The sequence below is a fragment of the Acinetobacter sp. YH16044 genome, assembly GCF_013417145.1.
Lineage (GTDB): Bacteria > Pseudomonadota > Gammaproteobacteria > Pseudomonadales > Moraxellaceae > Acinetobacter > Acinetobacter amyesii.
Map to the genome: position 1 here is coordinate 1 of NZ_VPEK01000041.1, position 16,663 is coordinate 16,663.

Sequence of the window (16,663 nt, forward strand, 5' to 3'; positions counted from 1 at the left end):
AATGGGAGTGCATGAGCTGTGGTACAGCTCATGATCGAGATATAAACTCAGCTCTAAACATTCTTGCGCTTGGGCATAAGCGTCTAGCTGTAGGAATCACCCTCTTTTAAGGGGGGGAGGATGTCAACTGCCCATGCTTGTTGTTTGGGTTGGTCATAAATCCCGGTTAATGGTGGATGTGCGCCTGCAAAAATAGGCAGATCCCATTCTTTTAAATCGACAATTTCAGTTTCTACGGTACTGTAGTCATAGCTTTCGATTTCTGAAAGTAGCCAGTTGGCAATTTTAATTGCCGTACGGCCTTCGCGGACACTGCCGACAATAATATGCAGTTTCATCATATTTCCCGTCTTGTTTTAAAGTCTTGCATTAAATTAATATGAATTCAATCTGTTGCATATACAGAAAATGTATCGAGTCGATTGATAGTTATAAAAATAGTGATAAAAAAAGCTCCCGAAGGAGCTTTTTATTTGCTGAAACTTAGATCAGTTTCACGCCTTGTTGACCGGCAGGGGTCACTTTGAAAATTTCAACTTCAAAGGTGATATTTTTACCGGCTAGAGGGTGGTTGAAATCAACTTCGGTAATGTCTTCACCTACAGTTTTGATCACTCCATACAGACTTTGTTTGGCTTTATCTTCAAACTCAATCATATGGCCTTCAACAGGACGTTGCTCAAATTTGACAGTATCAAATTTTTGTACGTTTTCCGGGTTCCATGGACCAAAAGCATCTTCAGGAGGAAGGCTCACAGTACGGCGGTCACCTGCACGTAAACCGAATAAAGCTTTCTCAAAACCCGGTAATAAGCTGCCATCACCCATGACAAGGCTGACAGGTTCAGCACGGCTACGGGTATTGTCAATTTCTACGCCATTTTCAATAGCAACAGAAAAGTGAAGGTCTACTTTAGAACCTTCTTCAATACGAGTTTCCTCGTTAGGATTGATAAAATCAGTCATTTTGCGCTTCCGCACGTTGAATTCGGTGTTTTTCTAAGAAAAACGTATCGATAAGAAGCAGAATCGTGCCTAATGTAATGGCACTGTCTGCAATATTAAATGCAGGAAAGTGGCTGTTGTTGTAATACACGTGAATGAAATCCACCACATAACCTAAAGATACGCGGTCAATTAAGTTGCCGATTGCGCCGCCTAAAATCAGGGCAATGGCAATCGGAAGGACTTTCACGTTTTTTGGCATACGCATGAGCCAAAATACAAAAATGACAGACACAAGTCCTGCGAGTGAAGTAAAGAAATAACGTTGCCATCCACCGGCATCGGACAAGAAACTAAAGGCAGCGCCATAGTTATGTAGTAATGTCCAGTTTAAAAAGGGCATGACAGGTACAGGATCTGCGTAGTTCAGATGTGTACTTGCAATCCATTTGGTCCATTGATCCAAAATAATGGCAACAATGGATAAGCCCACCCACACTAAATTGTGTGGGTAGAATTGAAAGAAGCCCTTTTTTTCTTGTGGATTAGGCATATTTTCTCTCTTCGCCTTGACCTGTAGGAAGGTTAATAATACAACGAGAACAAAGACCTGGATGTTCGTGATGTGTATTCACATCTGGCAGTACATGCCAGCAGCGTGCACATTTTTCACCGTCAGCAGCAGAGACTTTGACATTTAAACCATCAAGGTCAGAGGCTTCACCTTGCGCTGCATCAAACGCATTGACAATCACTTGAGAAGTGATGAGGACAAAACGCAGTTCTTCACCGAATTTGTCTAAAACAGCTTTCAGCTCAGCATTGGCCCAAAGTTCAACTTTGGCAGACAAGTTTGAACCCACAGTTTTTGCAGTACGTGCAGCTTCAATAAACTTGTTCACTGCAGATTTAACGGTGATCAAGGTTTGCCATTCAGCTTCAGTCACCAGATTCGCTGTAGAGGCTACAGGAATGTCATACCACTCCGCAGTAAATACATATTTCTCAGATTGCTCTGGAATCAACGGCCAAGCTTCTTGTGCGGTAAAGCTCAAGATAGGAGACATCCAACGGACAAAGGCCTGAACCAAGTGATACAACGCCGTTTGTGCAGAATGACGCGCTGCTGAGTCTGCTTTGGTGGTGTACTGACGGTCTTTGATGATGTCGAGGTAGAAACCACCCAAGTCATTAATACAGAAGTTGGTCAATGCGCTAGTCACGATATGGAAGTTCATATCTTCATAAGCTTGTTGAATAGTTTTTTGTACTTCCGCAGCACGTTGCAAGATGTATTGATCAAGCGCGATCAATTGATCGACAGGCAAAGCATCAGTCGATGGTTTGAAGCCATTCAAGTTAGCCAACAAGAAACGCAACGTATTACGGATACGGCGGTAACCATCTGATGCACGGCTGAAGATTTCTTTACCTGCAGTCATTTCATAACGGTAGTCTGCAGACGCGATCCAGAAACGTAGACCATCTGCACCCATGTCTTTAATGATGTCTTGCGGAGTGATCACGTTACCGATCGACTTCGACATTTTGCGGCCTTTCTCATCCACAACGAAGCCGTGAGTCAATAAGCCTTTGTACGGTGCGCGGTTATTAATCGCCATAGATGTTAACAATGAAGATTGGAACCAGCCACGATGTTGGTCAGAACCTTCAAGGTACAAGTCAGCAGGGTCTTGCAATTCTTCACGTTCACGAAGTACGGCAAAGTGTGTTGTTCCAGAGTCAAACCAAACGTCTAGAGTGTCACGAACCGCATTATACTGCTCTGCATCTGCACCGATAAACTCAGATGCATCACGGTTATACCAACCGTCAATACCTTCTTGTTCAATCAGCTTCGCCACTTCTTCGATCAGCTCAGGCGTACGCGGGTGAAGTTCGTTGGTGTCTTTATGCACGAAGAATGGAATTGGCACGCCCCATGTACGTTGACGTGAGATACACCAATCTGGACGACCTTCAATCATCGATTGGATACGGTTTTTACCCCAATCCGGTACGAAGCTGATGTCATTTTCAATCGCGTTCAATGCACCTTGGCGTAAACCTTTTGCATCCATGCTGATGAACCATTGCGGTGTTGCACGGAAGATAATCGGTGTTTTATGGCGCCAGCAATGTGGGTAGCTATGTTTGATCACCACATGTGCCCAAAGTTTGCCTGCTTCGGTTAAAGCAGCAATGATTTTTGGATTGGCTTTGTAGATGTGTTCGCCTGCAAAAATTGGCGCAGTCGGTAAATATACACCGTTGCCGCCAACTGGATTGTCGACTTTCAGGTTGTACTGTAAGCCAACTTTATAGTCGTCCACACCATGGCCTGGCGCGGTATGCACAGCACCTGTACCACTGCCGTCTGTGACATGCTCACCCAAAATCACTGGCACTTGGCGTTCAGCAATTAACGGATGTTGTAGTACTAGATTTTCAAGTTTTGCACCAGCAAATTCAGCAATCACTTCTACTGCGTTAAAACCATAACGCTGAGTTGCAGATTCAACTAATGATTTTGCAAGGATGAAGTTTTGCGCTGCTTTGTCTTCGCCGGTTGCTTTCACCAATTGGTATTCAAGTTCAGCGTGTAGAGCAACCGCTTGGTTGGCAGGCATGGTCCAAGGCGTAGTTGTCCAGATTACGATATCTGTAGAATCGCTAACTGTAACACCTAGGCGTGCAGATAAATCAGCCAAATCAACAACGCTAAAACCAACGTCAATCGCATCTGATTTTTTGTCTTCGTATTCCACTTCAGCTTCAGCTAAGGCAGAACCACAGTCCAAACACCAGTTCACAGGTTTAAGACCCGGCTCAATATGGCCTGCTTTGGCAATTTCACCGAGCGAACGAACGATGTCGGCTTCTTGTTTGAAGTTCATGGTGAGGTAAGGGTTGTCCCAATCACCAAACACACCCATACGCACGAAGTCTTTTTTCTGTAATTCAACTTGGGTGTAGGCATATTCACGGCAGGCTTTACGGAAAGTTGAGGCATCTACTTTCACGCCGACTTTACCGACTTTTTCTTCAACTTTCAGTTCGATTGGAAGACCGTGACAGTCCCAGCCTGGTACATACGGTGCGTCAAAACCGTCCATTACACGGCTTTTGATGATGATGTCTTTGAGGACTTTATTCACCGCATGGCCTAAGTGAATTTGGCCATTTGCGTATGGAGGGCCGTCATGAAGCACATATTTTTTCTTGCCAATACGCGATGCACGAATCTGCTGATAAATGTTGTCGGCATACCACTCTTCTAACCATTTCGCTTCACGTACTGCGAGATTTGCTTTCATCGCAAATTCAGTACCTGGGAGGTTTAGCGTGGCTTTATAATCCACTGCATTTTCAGGAGTTTGCTTATCGCTCATGCAAGTTGTCTTCCAAATTTATCAGCCCGTTGACTGACGCGTTTTACAATAAATAATCGGGGTTTAAAAGGGGAAATGAGGGTGCTGACCTCGAAACTCAAGGAGCTTTTCGACGTCGTCATCAATTCCGGCTTTCAGTGCTTCAAGCGAAGGGTAGTCCTTTTCGCCATGTAAAAAGTTCAAGAACGTCACCCGCATTAACAGGCCATACAGATTAGCAGAAACATCAGGAAAATGTACTTCTAATCGCCATTCAGGATGTTCCTGTTTAATTGCGGGACGCGTACCAACATGCCCTGCACCAAACAGGGCAGAGGGTGCATAACCTGCAACCCCTAATTTGTCAGCATTTTCGTTTTTTACTTTATCTGTTAAAGATTCGGTTTCACAAATGACATCGACTGCATAAATGCCATTTAAACAAGGTTTATGACGGTTTAAACGCACATTAATGGTAGGAAAATTAATGGTGCGACCGATTTGATCGCCATACTGCACACGACCGGTGATGCTATAAGGACGACCTAAAAGTTTTGCGGCATGGGCAAGGTCGCCTGCTTGTAATGTCTGACGAACCAGTGTCGAACTGACACGTTCGCCATCAACTTCGACATTTTGCAGGGCTGTGACTTGGAAGCCGTATTGGCGTAAAAATTCGCTATTGCCTTGGCGGTTTTTGCCAAAGTGATGATCTTCGCCCAAAACTAAACTTTGTGTATTGAGTTTATTTTTTAAAATATCGGCAAATTCTTCGGCGCTGAGATTACGAAAGGCATTGTCAAATTTCGCCACCACAATATAGTCGACGCCCAGTTCAGTTAAATATTCGACTTTTTCACGTAGTGAACTGATTCGAGGCGGTGCATCATAAGCTTTAAAGAATTCAAGCGGTTGTGGCTCAAAAATCATCACAGCTGTTTTTAAGTTTTGTTGCTGTGCTATGTCTTTGAGCTGGCTGACCATCGCTTGATGACCCAAATGTACACCATCAAAATTGCCAATGGTCACGGCAGTTTTGGGGAGTTCTAAGTGGGGCGCTAAAGCATTCAGACGGAGCAGCTTCATGGGCGAATCAATTGTTGAAAATGTTTGAGGGCTATATATTGCCATAATCTTCTGCGTTCGTCTTGTTGTTGTGTTTTTACTCAAGTTTTTTTATGCAGAGATGAATTTACTATCAATAAAATAAATTATAAAAATAAATATTAATCAATTTTTCTTATTTAATGGTGTGCTTAAACTATAGACATTCCATTTTGATGAGCATCATGCGATGAAAATGCCATTTTATCAACTCCAGCATAAACAAGACTTGATTCGTCATTTCACCCCAAACTGGTTTACGGTGGTGATGGGCACAGGTGTGGTGGCCCTCATTTTACCATCTATAGCGGTGGCGCCGCAGTGGATGTGGTCCTTCGGAGCAGCGCTGTGGCAGATCAGCATCGTGTTGTTCATATTGTTTAGTGGGATGTATCTCAGCCGATGGATATTGTACCCACAAGCAGATTTTCCAGCATCCAGTGATGAGTTTATTTCTTGGGGCGATCCTCATGGCACTGGCAACCCTGATCAATGGCGCATTGAAATTTGGCACCACGCTATACACAGAGTTTTTGGGCATGAGCATCATCACATGGGCTGAATATTTATGGTATGTCGATGTGTTGATGTCAATAGCGATTGCATGGTGTGTTCCATTTCTGATGTTTAGTCGTCAGCAACATGCGCTGCAAGGCATGACCGCAGTATGGTTATTGCCGATAGTGGCTTGCGAGGTGGTTGCCAGTTCAGGCGGTTTATTGTTGGCGCATTTACCTGCACAGGCCCATTCTGTCCATATTTTGCTGGGGAGTTATCTGCTTTGGGGGATCTCAGTATTTCCTGCATTTGCCATCTTAAGCATCTTGTTGCTGCGTCTGGCTTTACATCAATTGCCAAGTAAGGAAATGGCGATCAGCAGTTGGTTGGCCTTAGGACCGATTGGGACAGGGGCTTTAGCGCTGTTACTTTTGGGCGAGCAAGCCCCACGTATTTTGACAGCAGTAGACTTGGCAGATTTAGGACAGGTGTTGCTTCAAGGCGGCGTGTTCGCAGCCCTTGTTCTGCTCGGATTTGGTGTATGGTGGTTTGGAATCGCTATACTCATCACGCTAAAACATTTACGAGATTTACCCTTTAATCTCGGGTGGTGGGCGATGACATTTCCATTCGGCGTTTTTAGTTTGGCGGTCATCAATTTGGCGGAACATACGCAATTAAATGCTATCCAACAGTGCGGCACCTTTTTTGCAGTTTTGCTCTGTACGCTTTGGTTATTGGTGATGCTGAAAACTATACAAGGGTTTTATCGTGGCAGCTTATTTTTTTCTCCGTGTTTAAAAGCGTATTGTGATGCTCAGAGCACATCTTAAATTATGTCGGGTGAATGTAAATCCGTTGAAGAAAAATATAGCGCGTTGGCTTTGACGGATTTCAGCAAACAAATATAGAGCTTCTGCAAGCGTGTGATGCAGTTACGTTATTTTGCTATCCAAGCAAAACATTCATGTATAAAATTTGCGCGTATTTTTAAGAGATCAACAGGTTTCGAGATATAAACTTGCTTGTAGTGTAGGTGCTAGAGTAAGGATTATGGATTAAAACAAAAAAGATAAAAATAAGGATCGAATTATGTGTAATCAAACCCGTTTTTGGGATGATGCCAAAGGATTATTAGAAGAATGGTACGTCGCTTGTACCTCTAAAGAACTCAAAAAAGATCAGCCTTTTTCAGCCACCCTGTATGGTAAAAAATTTGTTCTGTTCCGACAAAAAGATGGAACAGCCGCTGCATTGCTCGATCAATGTGTGCATCGTGGTGTGCCTTTGTCTAAGGGTAAAATGACCGATGGCTGCGTGACATGTCCATATCATGGTTGGTCGTATCAGGGCGATGGGCATGTGGCGCATATTCCTAGTGTCAATGGACAATTTTTTCCAGAAAAACCGCATCCCTTTAAACAGCGTAGTTTTGATGTATGTGAGCAAGATGGGGTGGTATGGATTTATCTCGGTGAAAAGCCCAAACAGGAACGCCCGGAAATATTTAAATTACCGTTTTATGATCAAGCCGGCTGGGTCAGCTATTACATGGTCGGCAGTTATGATGGCGAGATGGGCGCTGTTGCACAGAATATAATGGATGTAACCCATACCATATTTGTCCATGAAGGCTGGTTTCGTTCAGAGTCGGGAAAAGCCGTGGATGCCACCATAGATGTCGGGCCGCGCAAAGTAGTCGTTGACTATCATGACCATGATGCAGATGTCGGCATGATGCCATGGCTGACCAATCCGCATGGTGCTGAACAGGTCCACCGCGACAGTTTTATCGCGCCGAATATTACCTTGGTGGAATACCATTGGGGAGAGCCATCGGGCATGGTGTTTAATAGTCTGATTAGCCCTGTGGGGCCGTATGAGTCACGGGTTTATACCTGTGTCAGTTATAAATTTCCGATTCCAAAATTGTTGTCTAAGGCATTGATGCCGGCTGTGAATGCCTATACTTGGGTGGTCAACAAACAAGACATTAAAATTTTGTCAGCGCGAAGAGCTGGCATCGAGCATATGCCGATGACCCATTCGCATAGTGTACGAGGGGATATGGCACATATTGCCTTAGAGAAGATTTTAGATGCCTTACGTCATGACCAACAATTGGTACCATCTTTTATTGGCAAGCGGCCGATGCAATTTCAAATTTGATAGCATTCAAATCTGCGTGAGGAATTTATTTTCTGAGCAATGTGATTTTTGAAGATGATTTTTTCTGCGCACGTGCAAATGTATGCTATATGAAGGCATCAATTTGAGGAGACCGCTATGCGTCAGCAAATCGCTTTAATTATGGCACTGCCGAGTGAATCTAAAGGCTTGTTTGAAGCCGCAGGCATTGAAGTACATTACAGTGGTATTGGTAAAGTCAATGCCGCATTTAAAGCCTTTGATGTGATTCAAAAAACCGGATGTCATACTTTGCTGAATTTGGGCACTGCGGGAAGTTCACATTTTGATGCACATGCTTTGGTTGAAGTAGCTCAATTTGTACAACGGGATATGGATGTATCACCTTTGGGTTTTGATGTGGGGGTGACGCCGATGGATACCGATCATCCTGCTGAAATTCAGCCAGAGAGCATGTTTAGCCATTTGCCTAAAGGAATTTGTGGTACAGGCGACAGCTTTGAAACTGGGCTGCCGAAAGTACCGTGTAATCTTGTCGATATGGAAGGCTACGCAATCGCTAAAGTATGTAAAAAACTGGGTGTTCGCTTTGTATCGGTAAAATATATTACCGATGGTGCGAATGACACAGCGCATCTGGATTGGGAAGAAAATTTATTATTCGGCGCAAAGAAATTATTGAAATTATATCAAACAGTCAAATAAGGCATTTAGCTAATTTCGGTCGGCGACCATAGAATGCTATGGTCGTATGCCAATTCGACCCAATTCAATTTACTTTTCTGGGCGTGGAATTACACCGTAAAGCATCATATGAACGGTATGTTGAATAATCCGTTGTTGCATACTGCGATTACGTAAGGTTTTTCCAGTGACCATTTCCATTTGGGTTGCAAAGTCAGCATAGTTTTGCGTAATTGCCCAAATGTTCAGAATTAAAAGTTCTGGATCAATATCTTTTGAAATTTTACCTTGCTCTTGCCAGTTGCTAATGACTTTGGCTTTGCGTTTCACTAATTTTTTTAGTGGGCCTTTTAAAATTTCAAGAATGTGTGGTGCGCCCTGAATGACTTCAAGTGCGAACAAACGTGAGGCTTTCGGTTGCGTACGAGATACTTCAATTTTCTGCAATAGATAATTGGTGATCGCTTCTTCAGGCTCAAGGTCTGCTTCCAACATTTGTAGCGGAGCAAGCCACTTTTGTAGAACCGTTGTCAGAACTTCAACATAAAGCGCTTCTTTATTTTCATAGTAATAGAAAATATTCGATTTATGCATTTCTGCAATCTGTGCGATCTCATCCAAGCTGGCGCCATTGAAGCCATACAGGGAAAAGACATCCAGTGCTGCATTAAGCAACTGGTGGCGTTTCTGGGTACTCTTTTTTTGTTCCATTAGCTCTTTTAAGAAAATGAAAAGGGAATATTGAATTGTACGGCAAATCAACAGATTTGTGCACAATCATCGTTTTTAATTTTATGAATTTTGGCAGTTTATTCTATTCAACAGTCAAATAAATACGACGAATGCCATAATATTTCAAATAATCATTTTAGGGTGAAATTTAAATAAATCATTATTTTTAGTCATGGATTTATATGATTTGTCGTAATTTTTGTGATGTATTTGTCAACAGGCGATAAATCTCCCCTCAATGCAAAACATGGTTTTGTTGCGATATTGCTCTTGAACAGGACAGGAAGTCACACGGTTTAAGTGATGATTTCCTGCACAAGTACAGCTTAAGTGGCCAAGACAGCTTGTAAGACTTGTTGTTCAAGTTCAGTAAATTCAATGCCTTTTTTTCGTGGACGGGCCAAATCGACACGAAATTCTTTGGCAATATGGCCTTTATCCAGCAAGATAATTCGGTCTGCTAACTGCACGGCTTCACTTACATCATGTGTGACCAAAATTGCGGTAAAACCTTGTTCAGTCCAGAGTTTTTCAATCAAATTCTGCATATCTAAACGTGTTAAGGCATCGAGCGCACCCAGTGGTTCATCTAGCAGCAAAATGCGTGGTTTATGTGACAAAGCACGTGCCAGTGCAGTACGTTGACGTTGCCCCCCTGACAGCTGTGTTGGCCAAAGCCCCGCTTTGTCTTTTAAACCGACTTTTTCGAGGAGTGCTGTAGCATTGGCGTGTTGGTCTTTGCTTAAACCAAGTTGTACATTTTTCTCAATGCTACGCCAAGGCAGGAGGCGAGGGTCTTGGAACATCACACGAATATCATCACTGGTGATGCCTTCACGAATATGACGTGCAGACTTAAATTTAATTTCGCCATAACTCGGTTTTTCTAAGTCGGCGATGAGGCGAAGCAGGGTACTTTTACCACAGCCACTACGACCGACAATTGCTAAGAATTCACAGGGTTGAATATGTAGGTCAAGGTCTTTAAGGACTTTAACATCGCCATAAAATTTGTGTAGTTGTTCAATCAGGATCTCTGCGCCCAACACCGCATGGGGGTTGATATCCTCGACTGAAGAACGCTGAGGTTGGGTTGAGTCGTCTGCATGACGGCTTATGCTTAAATCGGTCATCACATGCTCCTTATTTTTGGTAACCCGAGTGCCAACGGAGTAAATATTTTTCTAAGGCAACAGCCAGTACATCGGCTAATTTACCGAGTAGGGCATACAATAAAATCCCGACCAAGACGATGTCGGTTTGTAGAAATTCGCGTGCGTTCATGGTCATATAACCGATGCCAGCTTGTGCAGAAATGGTTTCTGCAACAATCAACAAAACCCAAACGAGCCCGAGTGAAAAACGCAGACCAACCAAAATAGACGGCATCGCCCCCGGTAGAATGATTTCTTTATACAGTTGCCAGCCACTCAAACCGTAGCTTTTGCCCATTTCAATCAGTTGAGGGTCTACAGAACGAATACCATGATAGGTGTTGATATAAATGGGAAAGAATACGCCAATAGCGACTAAAAACAGCTTGGCCGATTCATCGATCCCAAACCATAAAATCACCAAGGGAATCAGGGCAAGAGCAGGAATGTTACGGATCATTTGCAGCGTGGTGTCGAGTAGCGTCGATGCTGTTTTGGATGAACCATTTAGCAGCCCTAAAAAAAGACCTAAACCACCGCCGACTAGAAGTCCCACCAAGGCCCGACCCGCACTGATTTGAACATGCTTCCACAGTTCACCACTGATCAGTAAGTTCCAAAAGGCCACCACCACCGCACTTGGCGCAGGCAAAATACGACTTTCTAATAGCCCTGTAACTGAGGCAATTTGCCATACAATAATTAATGCAATAGGAAACAACCAAGGCAGCAAACGCTGCCCGAGTTGTGTTCCACGTGAAACCTTCGGTGCTTTGAAGGTTTCAACAGAAACAGTTTTGGACATTAGGCCGGCTCCTGAATCTTTTCAGCTTTTTTATTTTCATCTGGGGTGTAGTTGTTCGCGACAATCTCACCAAATGGGCCGGTTAGGTTAGGTTGAACCAATTTTTGACGTGTTTCCAATGGCAGTAGTGGGAACACCAATTCTGCAAAACGGATAGACTCTTCAAGGTGTGGGTAACCAGAGAAAATAAAGGTGCTAATCCCGAGATCGGCATATTCTTGGATACGTGCGGCGACGGTTTCAGGATCACCAACGAGTGCCGTACCTGCACCACCACGAACCAATCCAACACCTGCCCATAAGTTTGGCGATACTTCTAATTTGCTACGGTCGCCATTGTGCAGTTCAGCCATACGGCGTTGTCCTACAGAGTCCATGGTTTTGAACTTGGCTTGTGCGGCTGCAATGGTGGCATCGTCGACATATTGGATTAGCTCTTCAGCTGCTTTCCATGCCTCTTCATTGGTTTCGCGTACAATGACATGCAAACGAATGCCATAATTCAGTTCACGCCCTTTGGCTTTGGCTTTTTCACGCACTACTGCAATTTTTTCTTTTACCGCAGCAGGTGGCTCACCCCAAGTCAAATAGGTGTCAACTTGATCTGTCGCTAATTCAACAGCAGCCTCCGAAGAACCGCCAAACCACAGCGGTGGATATGGTTTTTGTACTGGTGGATAAAGTAATTTGGCGTCGTCCACACTCAGGCGTTCGCCATGGAAGGTATAGCTTTCACCAGTATGTGAACGGGTTAAAATTTCACGCCAAATGGTGGTGTATTCCGCGGCAGTTTGGTAACGCGTCGCATGATCTTCATAGACACCATCCCCCTTGAGTTCTTGCTCATCACCGCCTGTAACTAAATTCAGTAAGATACGACCGCCAGATAAACGGTCAAATGTTGCAGCCATACGTGCAGTCAGTGCAGGCGTTGTCACCCCCGGACGTAGCGCCACTAGAAATTTTAAATTTTTAGTGGCATCAATCAAGCTTGCAGCTGTAAGCCATGGATCTTCACATGAACGACCTGTTGGAATCAGAACGCCTTCATAGCCAAGATTATCCACCGCTACTGCAATTTGCTTCATGTAGGCATGATCGACTTGGCGTGCACCTTTACTTGTTCCTAAGTAGCGACTGTCACCGTGGGTAGGGATAAACCAGAAAATTTTCATGTTCAGTTCCTTGTATTTTTGATGGCTCGGGTATCAATGTGATGAAGGTGTCCAAACTTGCTTTTGGACTTGAATGTTGTTTGGAATCAGTTGGACTTGTTTAAATAAGTCCGCAATATTTTGCTGTGCTTGTATGACCTCGGGTGTCAGCGAGCGCACAGGAGATGGTTTAGATCGGCGTGAAAAGGCTTGCGCAGCAATATTCTTTTGCAGCCCTGTGCTGGTTTGATAAATCTCTAAAGCCACATTTTGGTTCTTCACAATCCACTGATCGGAAGCGTCTAAGGCCTTTAAAAATTTAGCTGGGGCATCAGGGTGCGCTTGAACGACTTTTGGATTTGCCACATAAAATGAATAGGTCTTTGGAAAATCACCAGATTGAATCAGCACTTTAGCCTGAGCATCCAACTCCGCTGCAGATAAAAACGGATCCCAAATGGCCCATGCATCAATTGATTTTTTATCAAATGCGGCCCGTGCATCTGCTGGTGGAATCCAAATCGGTTGAATGTCATTCCAAGTCAAACCGGCTTTTTCTAAAGTTTTGGCTAATAACTCATGCGCACTCGAGCCTTTTTGTACAGCAACGCGTTTGCCACGTAATTCTTGAATGGTTTTGATTGAGCTATCCGCTGGAATCACGACAGCAAGCGACTGTTCAGGCACCACTTCATAGCCAATATAATTCAGGTCTTTATTGGCAGCTTGGGCAAAAATAGGCGGGGTGTTGCCGACATAGCCATAATCCACCGCACCGACCGCAAGGGCTTCTAACATTTGTGGGCCAGCAGGGAACTCCTTCCACTCAATGTGAGCGCCGGGAAATTGTTGTTCAAAGAGCTTTTGTTCACGGGCAACCAACAAATTTAAGGCTGATTTTTGAAAACCAATAACCAAGGTTTTTACGGCTGTTTCAGTTGGTTTTTCACGATCCTGCTGTGCTGTTTCTTGTTTTTGGCACGCACTGAGTCCAAGGCCCAAAGTGGCTAAAGTCAGTATGGAAAATGTTCTTAGAATACGCATGGCATCGCCCTTATGCTGTAGTCGGCTTATTTGATAATGGCCGACTCAATATTTAATTTATTGGGAATTAATTTTTCGTTATAAAACGCATCAGCGACTTGCTGCTGCTCTTGCGCCACTTGTGTAGTAATCGGCGTCACTTGATTGCCTAAGCGTGAAATAGATGTTTTAAGCACATCTAGACCTAAGCCGGTTTTGCCTTCGAGTAACTTGGCCGCTTCGTCTTGATTTTTTGAGACCCATTGCGTGGTCAAATTCAACTCATTCACCACAGCTTGCAGCACTTTTGGATTTTCCTGAGCAAATTTACGATCGGCCAAATAGAACTGGTAGTTCTTCACCAAGTTTTCGCCATTGGCAATGGTGCGAGCATTAAGTTGATGCTCAGCAGCAGAAAGGAACGGGTCCCAAATTACCCATGCATCAACGGCACCTTTTTCAAAAGCAGCACGTGCGTCGGCAGGTGGTAAATACACGACATTGATGTCGCTAAATTTAAGCTGATTGGCTTCCAACAGCTTGAGCAACAGGTAATGCACGTTTGAGCCTTTGTTTAAGGCCACACGTTTACCTTTTAAGTCCTGAATACTGTGAATAGCCGAATCTTTTTGCACAATTAACGCTTCAGCTTTTGGAACTGCAGGTTGGTTGGCAATGTAAACCAAATCGGTTTGAGCGGCTTGAGCAAAGATAGGCGGTGCTTCACCGACTTCACCAAATGACACGCTGCCCACATTGAGCCCTTCAAGCAGCTGTGGACCCGCAGGAAATTCCACCCATTTGATATTTACACCTTGGCTTTTTAAGGCTGTTTCTAAGGTTCCGCGTTCTTTTAAAATTGGCAATAAGCCATATTTTTGGAAGCCAATATTTAAGGTGACATTTTCATCAGCCTCTTTTTTGCCACAGCCCGACATCATCATGGCACCCACAACCGCTGTAGACAGTACAAGTGTTTTTGTCCAAAGTTTTGCTTTGTGCGTACGCATGTGTTGCTCCTATAAAGGCCTAAAGTTGCAGAACTGTTGATTTATAAACACATAAGCTAAAGAGTTTTCTTTTTCGAAAAAAATAAGAAAACTTAAATTTAAAATCAGGAAAAAAGATAAATAAAAATCAGCAAAAGTTATGAAAAAATATGATTTTATAAAAACATATAATGTTTCAATGTATTGTTTTAAGTTGTTGAAATTATTTTATTTATTTGGGTTATTTGAATGGCAGATATGGTTATTCTGTGGCTTGCAAAGTGATTTGAGGGTGTAGCCAATGGATTCGGCATAACCTTATGCAAAATAATGCTATTCAGCACATAAAAAAAGCCACTTTAAAGTGACTTTTTACAAACCAATGAGTTTCTTTGGTAGTTGTATAAGGCCTGACGGGCATTCGGTAAGTCATCGACACTGACTTGTTCAAAACCTTGTTCAAGGAACCAATGCGCTGTTCGTGTGGTCAAAATAAACAATTGTTCAATACCTAAATCTCGCGCTTTTTCTTCTAAATAATGCAAAATTTGGCTACCGCGATTCGATTTTCGATACCCCGGATGCACAGCCACACATGCGATTTCAGCAGAGCGTTTTTCATTCCCTGTGACAGGAATCGGGTACAACGCAGCACAGGCCAAAATCGTACCGTCACGTTCAATCACTGCAAATTGTCCAATTTCATTTTCCAAACGCTCGCGTGAGCGATAAACCAAGATACCTTCTTGTTCGAGAGGGCGTAAGAGATTGATTAAGCCACCAACATCTTGAATATCGGCAGTACGCACTTCTTCATAATGCGCATCGGTGATCATGGTGCCAGAACCGTCACGTGTGAACAATTCTTCGATCAATGCGCCATCATAGGCATATGAAATAAGATGAACACGGTGTACGCCTTGTAACGAGGCATCTTTAGCAACGCTTAAATGCAGGGCAATATCGGGATTAGAATCTTGATATTGCAAAATATGCTGATCAAGTTGATGAGGTGTAATTTCGCGTTGTAGCTGCCCATGTTCATTGTGCAAACCGTGTTGTTTGCCCAAGAAAATCAACTTATCTGCTTTTAAACTGATCGCGGTTTTGGTCGCAACTTCTTCAGCCAATAAATTAAACACTTCTCCTGTAGTGGAATAACCTGTCGGCCCAAGCACCACAATGTTTTGGCTCTCTAAATGACGTTGAATTGCGTCGATATCGACGGAACGAACTTCACCAGACAGTTGAAAATCGATACCATCACGAATGCCATACGGTTTTGCCGTGACTAAATTACCTGAGACCACATCAATACGCGCGCCGTACATCGGTGAGTTGGCTAAACCCATAGATAGGAGGGCTTCAATTTGCAGACGAATGGAGCCAACAGCATTCATCACAGCAGGTAAAGATTCGCGAGTGGTGATGCGACGATGATGATGAAACGGTGTCTGGATGCCGCTGCTTTGTAAATTATGATTGATTTGCGGACGGGCACCATGCACCAAAATTAGACGAATACCAAGCGAGTGTAATAAGGCAATATCGTGAATAATGTGTTGAAAATTTTCATGTTGCAGCGCTTCACCATCAAACATGATGACAAAGGTTTTGTTGCGATGCGCATTAATATAGGGTGCAGAATGACGGAACCAATGCACATACTGTAAGGTTGTGCTGGAAGATGGTTCAGTGATATTCGTTTGCATGCCTATGCCTGTTTATTCGCTTTGGTATGGATGATTCTAAACAAAAACATATGACAGCGGAAAGCAAATTTGACATCCTCACCCCCTTAAACGAGGGTGATTCCTACAGCTAGACGCTTATGCCCAAGCGCAAGAATGTTTAGAGCTGAGTTTATATCTCGATCATGAGCTGTACCACAGCTCATGCACTCCCATTCTCTTATTCCAAGATCTGTCTTACCTTTTGGACTACTTGAGGTGATCTCACCGCAGCACGAACAGATTTGGGTGGTATAGGCTTCTTGGACTTCTTCAAACAATACGCCTGCGTTCTCGCATTTATACTTGAGCATTGTTTTTAGTGC

At 43.6% G+C, this 16,663-nt stretch carries 15 protein-coding genes and 2 pseudogenes; 4 read left to right on the forward strand and 13 right to left on the reverse strand.

What is annotated here, in order from left to right; genetic code table 11:
• Positions 1–110, forward strand: a 110-nt coding sequence (locus FTV38_RS14980) for a zinc ribbon domain-containing protein (protein ID WP_179994364.1), incomplete at its 5' end; no start/stop codon positions are given.
• An 18-nt stretch (positions 111–128) separates the two neighbouring features.
• Here the strand turns inward: FTV38_RS14980 and FTV38_RS14985 are convergent.
• From FTV38_RS14985 to ribF, 5 genes and pseudogenes are all read right to left on the reverse strand, one after another.
• Positions 129–338: pseudogene (locus FTV38_RS14985) on the reverse strand (NADPH-dependent FMN reductase); the annotation flags it as partial.
• Between the two features lie 145 nt (positions 339–483).
• Positions 484–966, reverse strand: coding sequence for a peptidylprolyl isomerase (locus tag FTV38_RS14990; RefSeq protein ID WP_078190656.1), 483 nt, complete (start codon positions 964–966; stop codon positions 484–486).
• The gene (gene lspA, locus FTV38_RS14995) at positions 959–1,498 is read right to left on the reverse strand and encodes a signal peptidase II (protein WP_078190655.1); all 540 of its coding nucleotides are present in this window, start codon (positions 1,496–1,498) and stop codon (positions 959–961) included. Before lspA ends, FTV38_RS14990 begins: the two co-directional genes overlap by 8 nt.
• Positions 1,491–4,337 (reverse strand): isoleucine--tRNA ligase, encoded by a 2,847-nt coding sequence (ileS, locus tag FTV38_RS15000; RefSeq protein ID WP_180022897.1) that lies wholly within the window; start codon positions 4,335–4,337, stop codon positions 1,491–1,493. The genes lspA and ileS overlap by 8 nt, the downstream gene beginning before the upstream one ends.
• A gap of 63 nt (positions 4,338–4,400) precedes the next feature.
• Complete coding sequence (gene ribF / locus FTV38_RS15005) at positions 4,401–5,402, reverse strand: riboflavin biosynthesis protein RibF (protein WP_168379800.1); 1,002 nt, start codon at positions 5,400–5,402, stop codon at positions 4,401–4,403.
• 208 nt (positions 5,403–5,610) lie between these two features.
• Between ribF and FTV38_RS15010 the strand changes: the two are divergent.
• From FTV38_RS15010 to FTV38_RS15020, 3 genes and pseudogenes are all read left to right on the forward strand, one after another.
• Positions 5,611–6,751: pseudogene (locus tag FTV38_RS15010) on the forward strand (TDT family transporter).
• Between the two features lie 259 nt (positions 6,752–7,010).
• Positions 7,011–8,087, forward strand: coding sequence for an aromatic ring-hydroxylating dioxygenase subunit alpha (locus tag FTV38_RS15015; RefSeq protein WP_180022898.1), 1,077 nt, complete (start codon positions 7,011–7,013; stop codon positions 8,085–8,087).
• A 117-nt stretch (positions 8,088–8,204) separates the two neighbouring features.
• Positions 8,205–8,771 carry a 5'-nucleosidase gene (locus tag FTV38_RS15020; protein WP_111886021.1) on the forward strand — a complete coding sequence of 189 codons (567 nt, stop codon included), beginning with the start codon at positions 8,205–8,207 and terminating at the stop codon, positions 8,769–8,771.
• 69 nt (positions 8,772–8,840) lie between these two features.
• Here the strand turns inward: FTV38_RS15020 and FTV38_RS15025 are convergent, their stop codons facing one another.
• The 8 genes from FTV38_RS15025 to FTV38_RS15060 form a co-directional block, all read right to left on the reverse strand.
• Positions 8,841–9,461, reverse strand: coding sequence for a TetR/AcrR family transcriptional regulator (locus FTV38_RS15025; RefSeq protein WP_078190649.1), 621 nt, complete (start codon positions 9,459–9,461; stop codon positions 8,841–8,843).
• Between the two features lie 347 nt (positions 9,462–9,808).
• Entirely contained in the window at positions 9,809–10,615 is an 807-nt protein-coding gene (locus tag FTV38_RS15030) for an ABC transporter ATP-binding protein (RefSeq protein ID WP_180022899.1), read from the reverse strand.
• Positions 10,616–10,625: 10 nt separating this feature from the next.
• Positions 10,626–11,441, reverse strand: a complete 816-nt coding sequence (gene ssuC / locus FTV38_RS15035) for an aliphatic sulfonate ABC transporter permease SsuC (RefSeq protein WP_078190647.1) — start codon at positions 11,439–11,441, stop codon at positions 10,626–10,628.
• Complete coding sequence (ssuD, locus tag FTV38_RS15040) at positions 11,441–12,616, reverse strand: FMNH2-dependent alkanesulfonate monooxygenase (RefSeq protein WP_168379803.1); 1,176 nt, start codon at positions 12,614–12,616, stop codon at positions 11,441–11,443. Before ssuD ends, ssuC begins: the two co-directional genes overlap by 1 nt.
• A gap of 33 nt (positions 12,617–12,649) precedes the next feature.
• A complete protein-coding gene (locus FTV38_RS15045) occupies positions 12,650–13,639 on the reverse strand; it encodes an aliphatic sulfonate ABC transporter substrate-binding protein (RefSeq protein WP_180022900.1) in 990 nt (329 codons plus the stop codon).
• A 26-nt stretch (positions 13,640–13,665) separates the two neighbouring features.
• Positions 13,666–14,628, reverse strand: a complete 963-nt coding sequence (locus FTV38_RS15050) for a sulfonate ABC transporter substrate-binding protein (protein ID WP_180022901.1) — start codon at positions 14,626–14,628, stop codon at positions 13,666–13,668.
• A 338-nt stretch (positions 14,629–14,966) separates the two neighbouring features.
• Positions 14,967–16,319, reverse strand: coding sequence for an amino-acid N-acetyltransferase (argA, locus tag FTV38_RS15055; RefSeq protein WP_111886026.1), 1,353 nt, complete (start codon positions 16,317–16,319; stop codon positions 14,967–14,969).
• An 86-nt stretch (positions 16,320–16,405) separates the two neighbouring features.
• Positions 16,406–16,663, reverse strand: a 258-nt coding sequence (locus tag FTV38_RS15060; RefSeq protein ID WP_180022902.1) for a zinc ribbon domain-containing protein, incomplete at its 5' end; no start/stop codon positions are given.

Excerpts from the sequence above, each read along its gene's own strand:
- FTV38_RS14990 (WP_078190656.1), bottom strand. The coding sequence starts at position 966 with ATGACTGATTTTATCAATCCTAACGAGGAAACTCGTATTGAAGAAGGT.
- lspA (WP_078190655.1), bottom strand. The coding sequence starts at position 1,498 with ATGCCTAATCCACAAGAAAAAAAGGGCTTCTTTCAATTCTACCCACAC.
- ileS (WP_180022897.1), bottom strand. The coding sequence starts at position 4,337 with ATGAGCGATAAGCAAACTCCTGAAAATGCAGTGGATTATAAAGCCACG.
- ribF (WP_168379800.1), bottom strand. The coding sequence starts at position 5,402 with ATGAAGCTGCTCCGTCTGAATGCTTTAGCGCCCCACTTAGAACTCCCC.
- FTV38_RS15015 (WP_180022898.1), top strand. The coding sequence starts at position 7,011 with ATGTGTAATCAAACCCGTTTTTGGGATGATGCCAAAGGATTATTAGAA.
- FTV38_RS15020 (WP_111886021.1), top strand. The coding sequence starts at position 8,205 with ATGCGTCAGCAAATCGCTTTAATTATGGCACTGCCGAGTGAATCTAAA.
- FTV38_RS15025 (WP_078190649.1), bottom strand. The coding sequence starts at position 9,461 with ATGGAACAAAAAAAGAGTACCCAGAAACGCCACCAGTTGCTTAATGCA.
- FTV38_RS15030 (WP_180022899.1), bottom strand. The coding sequence starts at position 10,615 with ATGACCGATTTAAGCATAAGCCGTCATGCAGACGACTCAACCCAACCT.
- ssuC (WP_078190647.1), bottom strand. The coding sequence starts at position 11,441 with ATGTCCAAAACTGTTTCTGTTGAAACCTTCAAAGCACCGAAGGTTTCA.
- ssuD (WP_168379803.1), bottom strand. The coding sequence starts at position 12,616 with ATGAAAATTTTCTGGTTTATCCCTACCCACGGTGACAGTCGCTACTTA.
- FTV38_RS15045 (WP_180022900.1), bottom strand. The coding sequence starts at position 13,639 with ATGCGTATTCTAAGAACATTTTCCATACTGACTTTAGCCACTTTGGGC.
- FTV38_RS15050 (WP_180022901.1), bottom strand. The coding sequence starts at position 14,628 with ATGCGTACGCACAAAGCAAAACTTTGGACAAAAACACTTGTACTGTCT.
- argA (WP_111886026.1), bottom strand. The coding sequence starts at position 16,319 with ATGCAAACGAATATCACTGAACCATCTTCCAGCACAACCTTACAGTAT.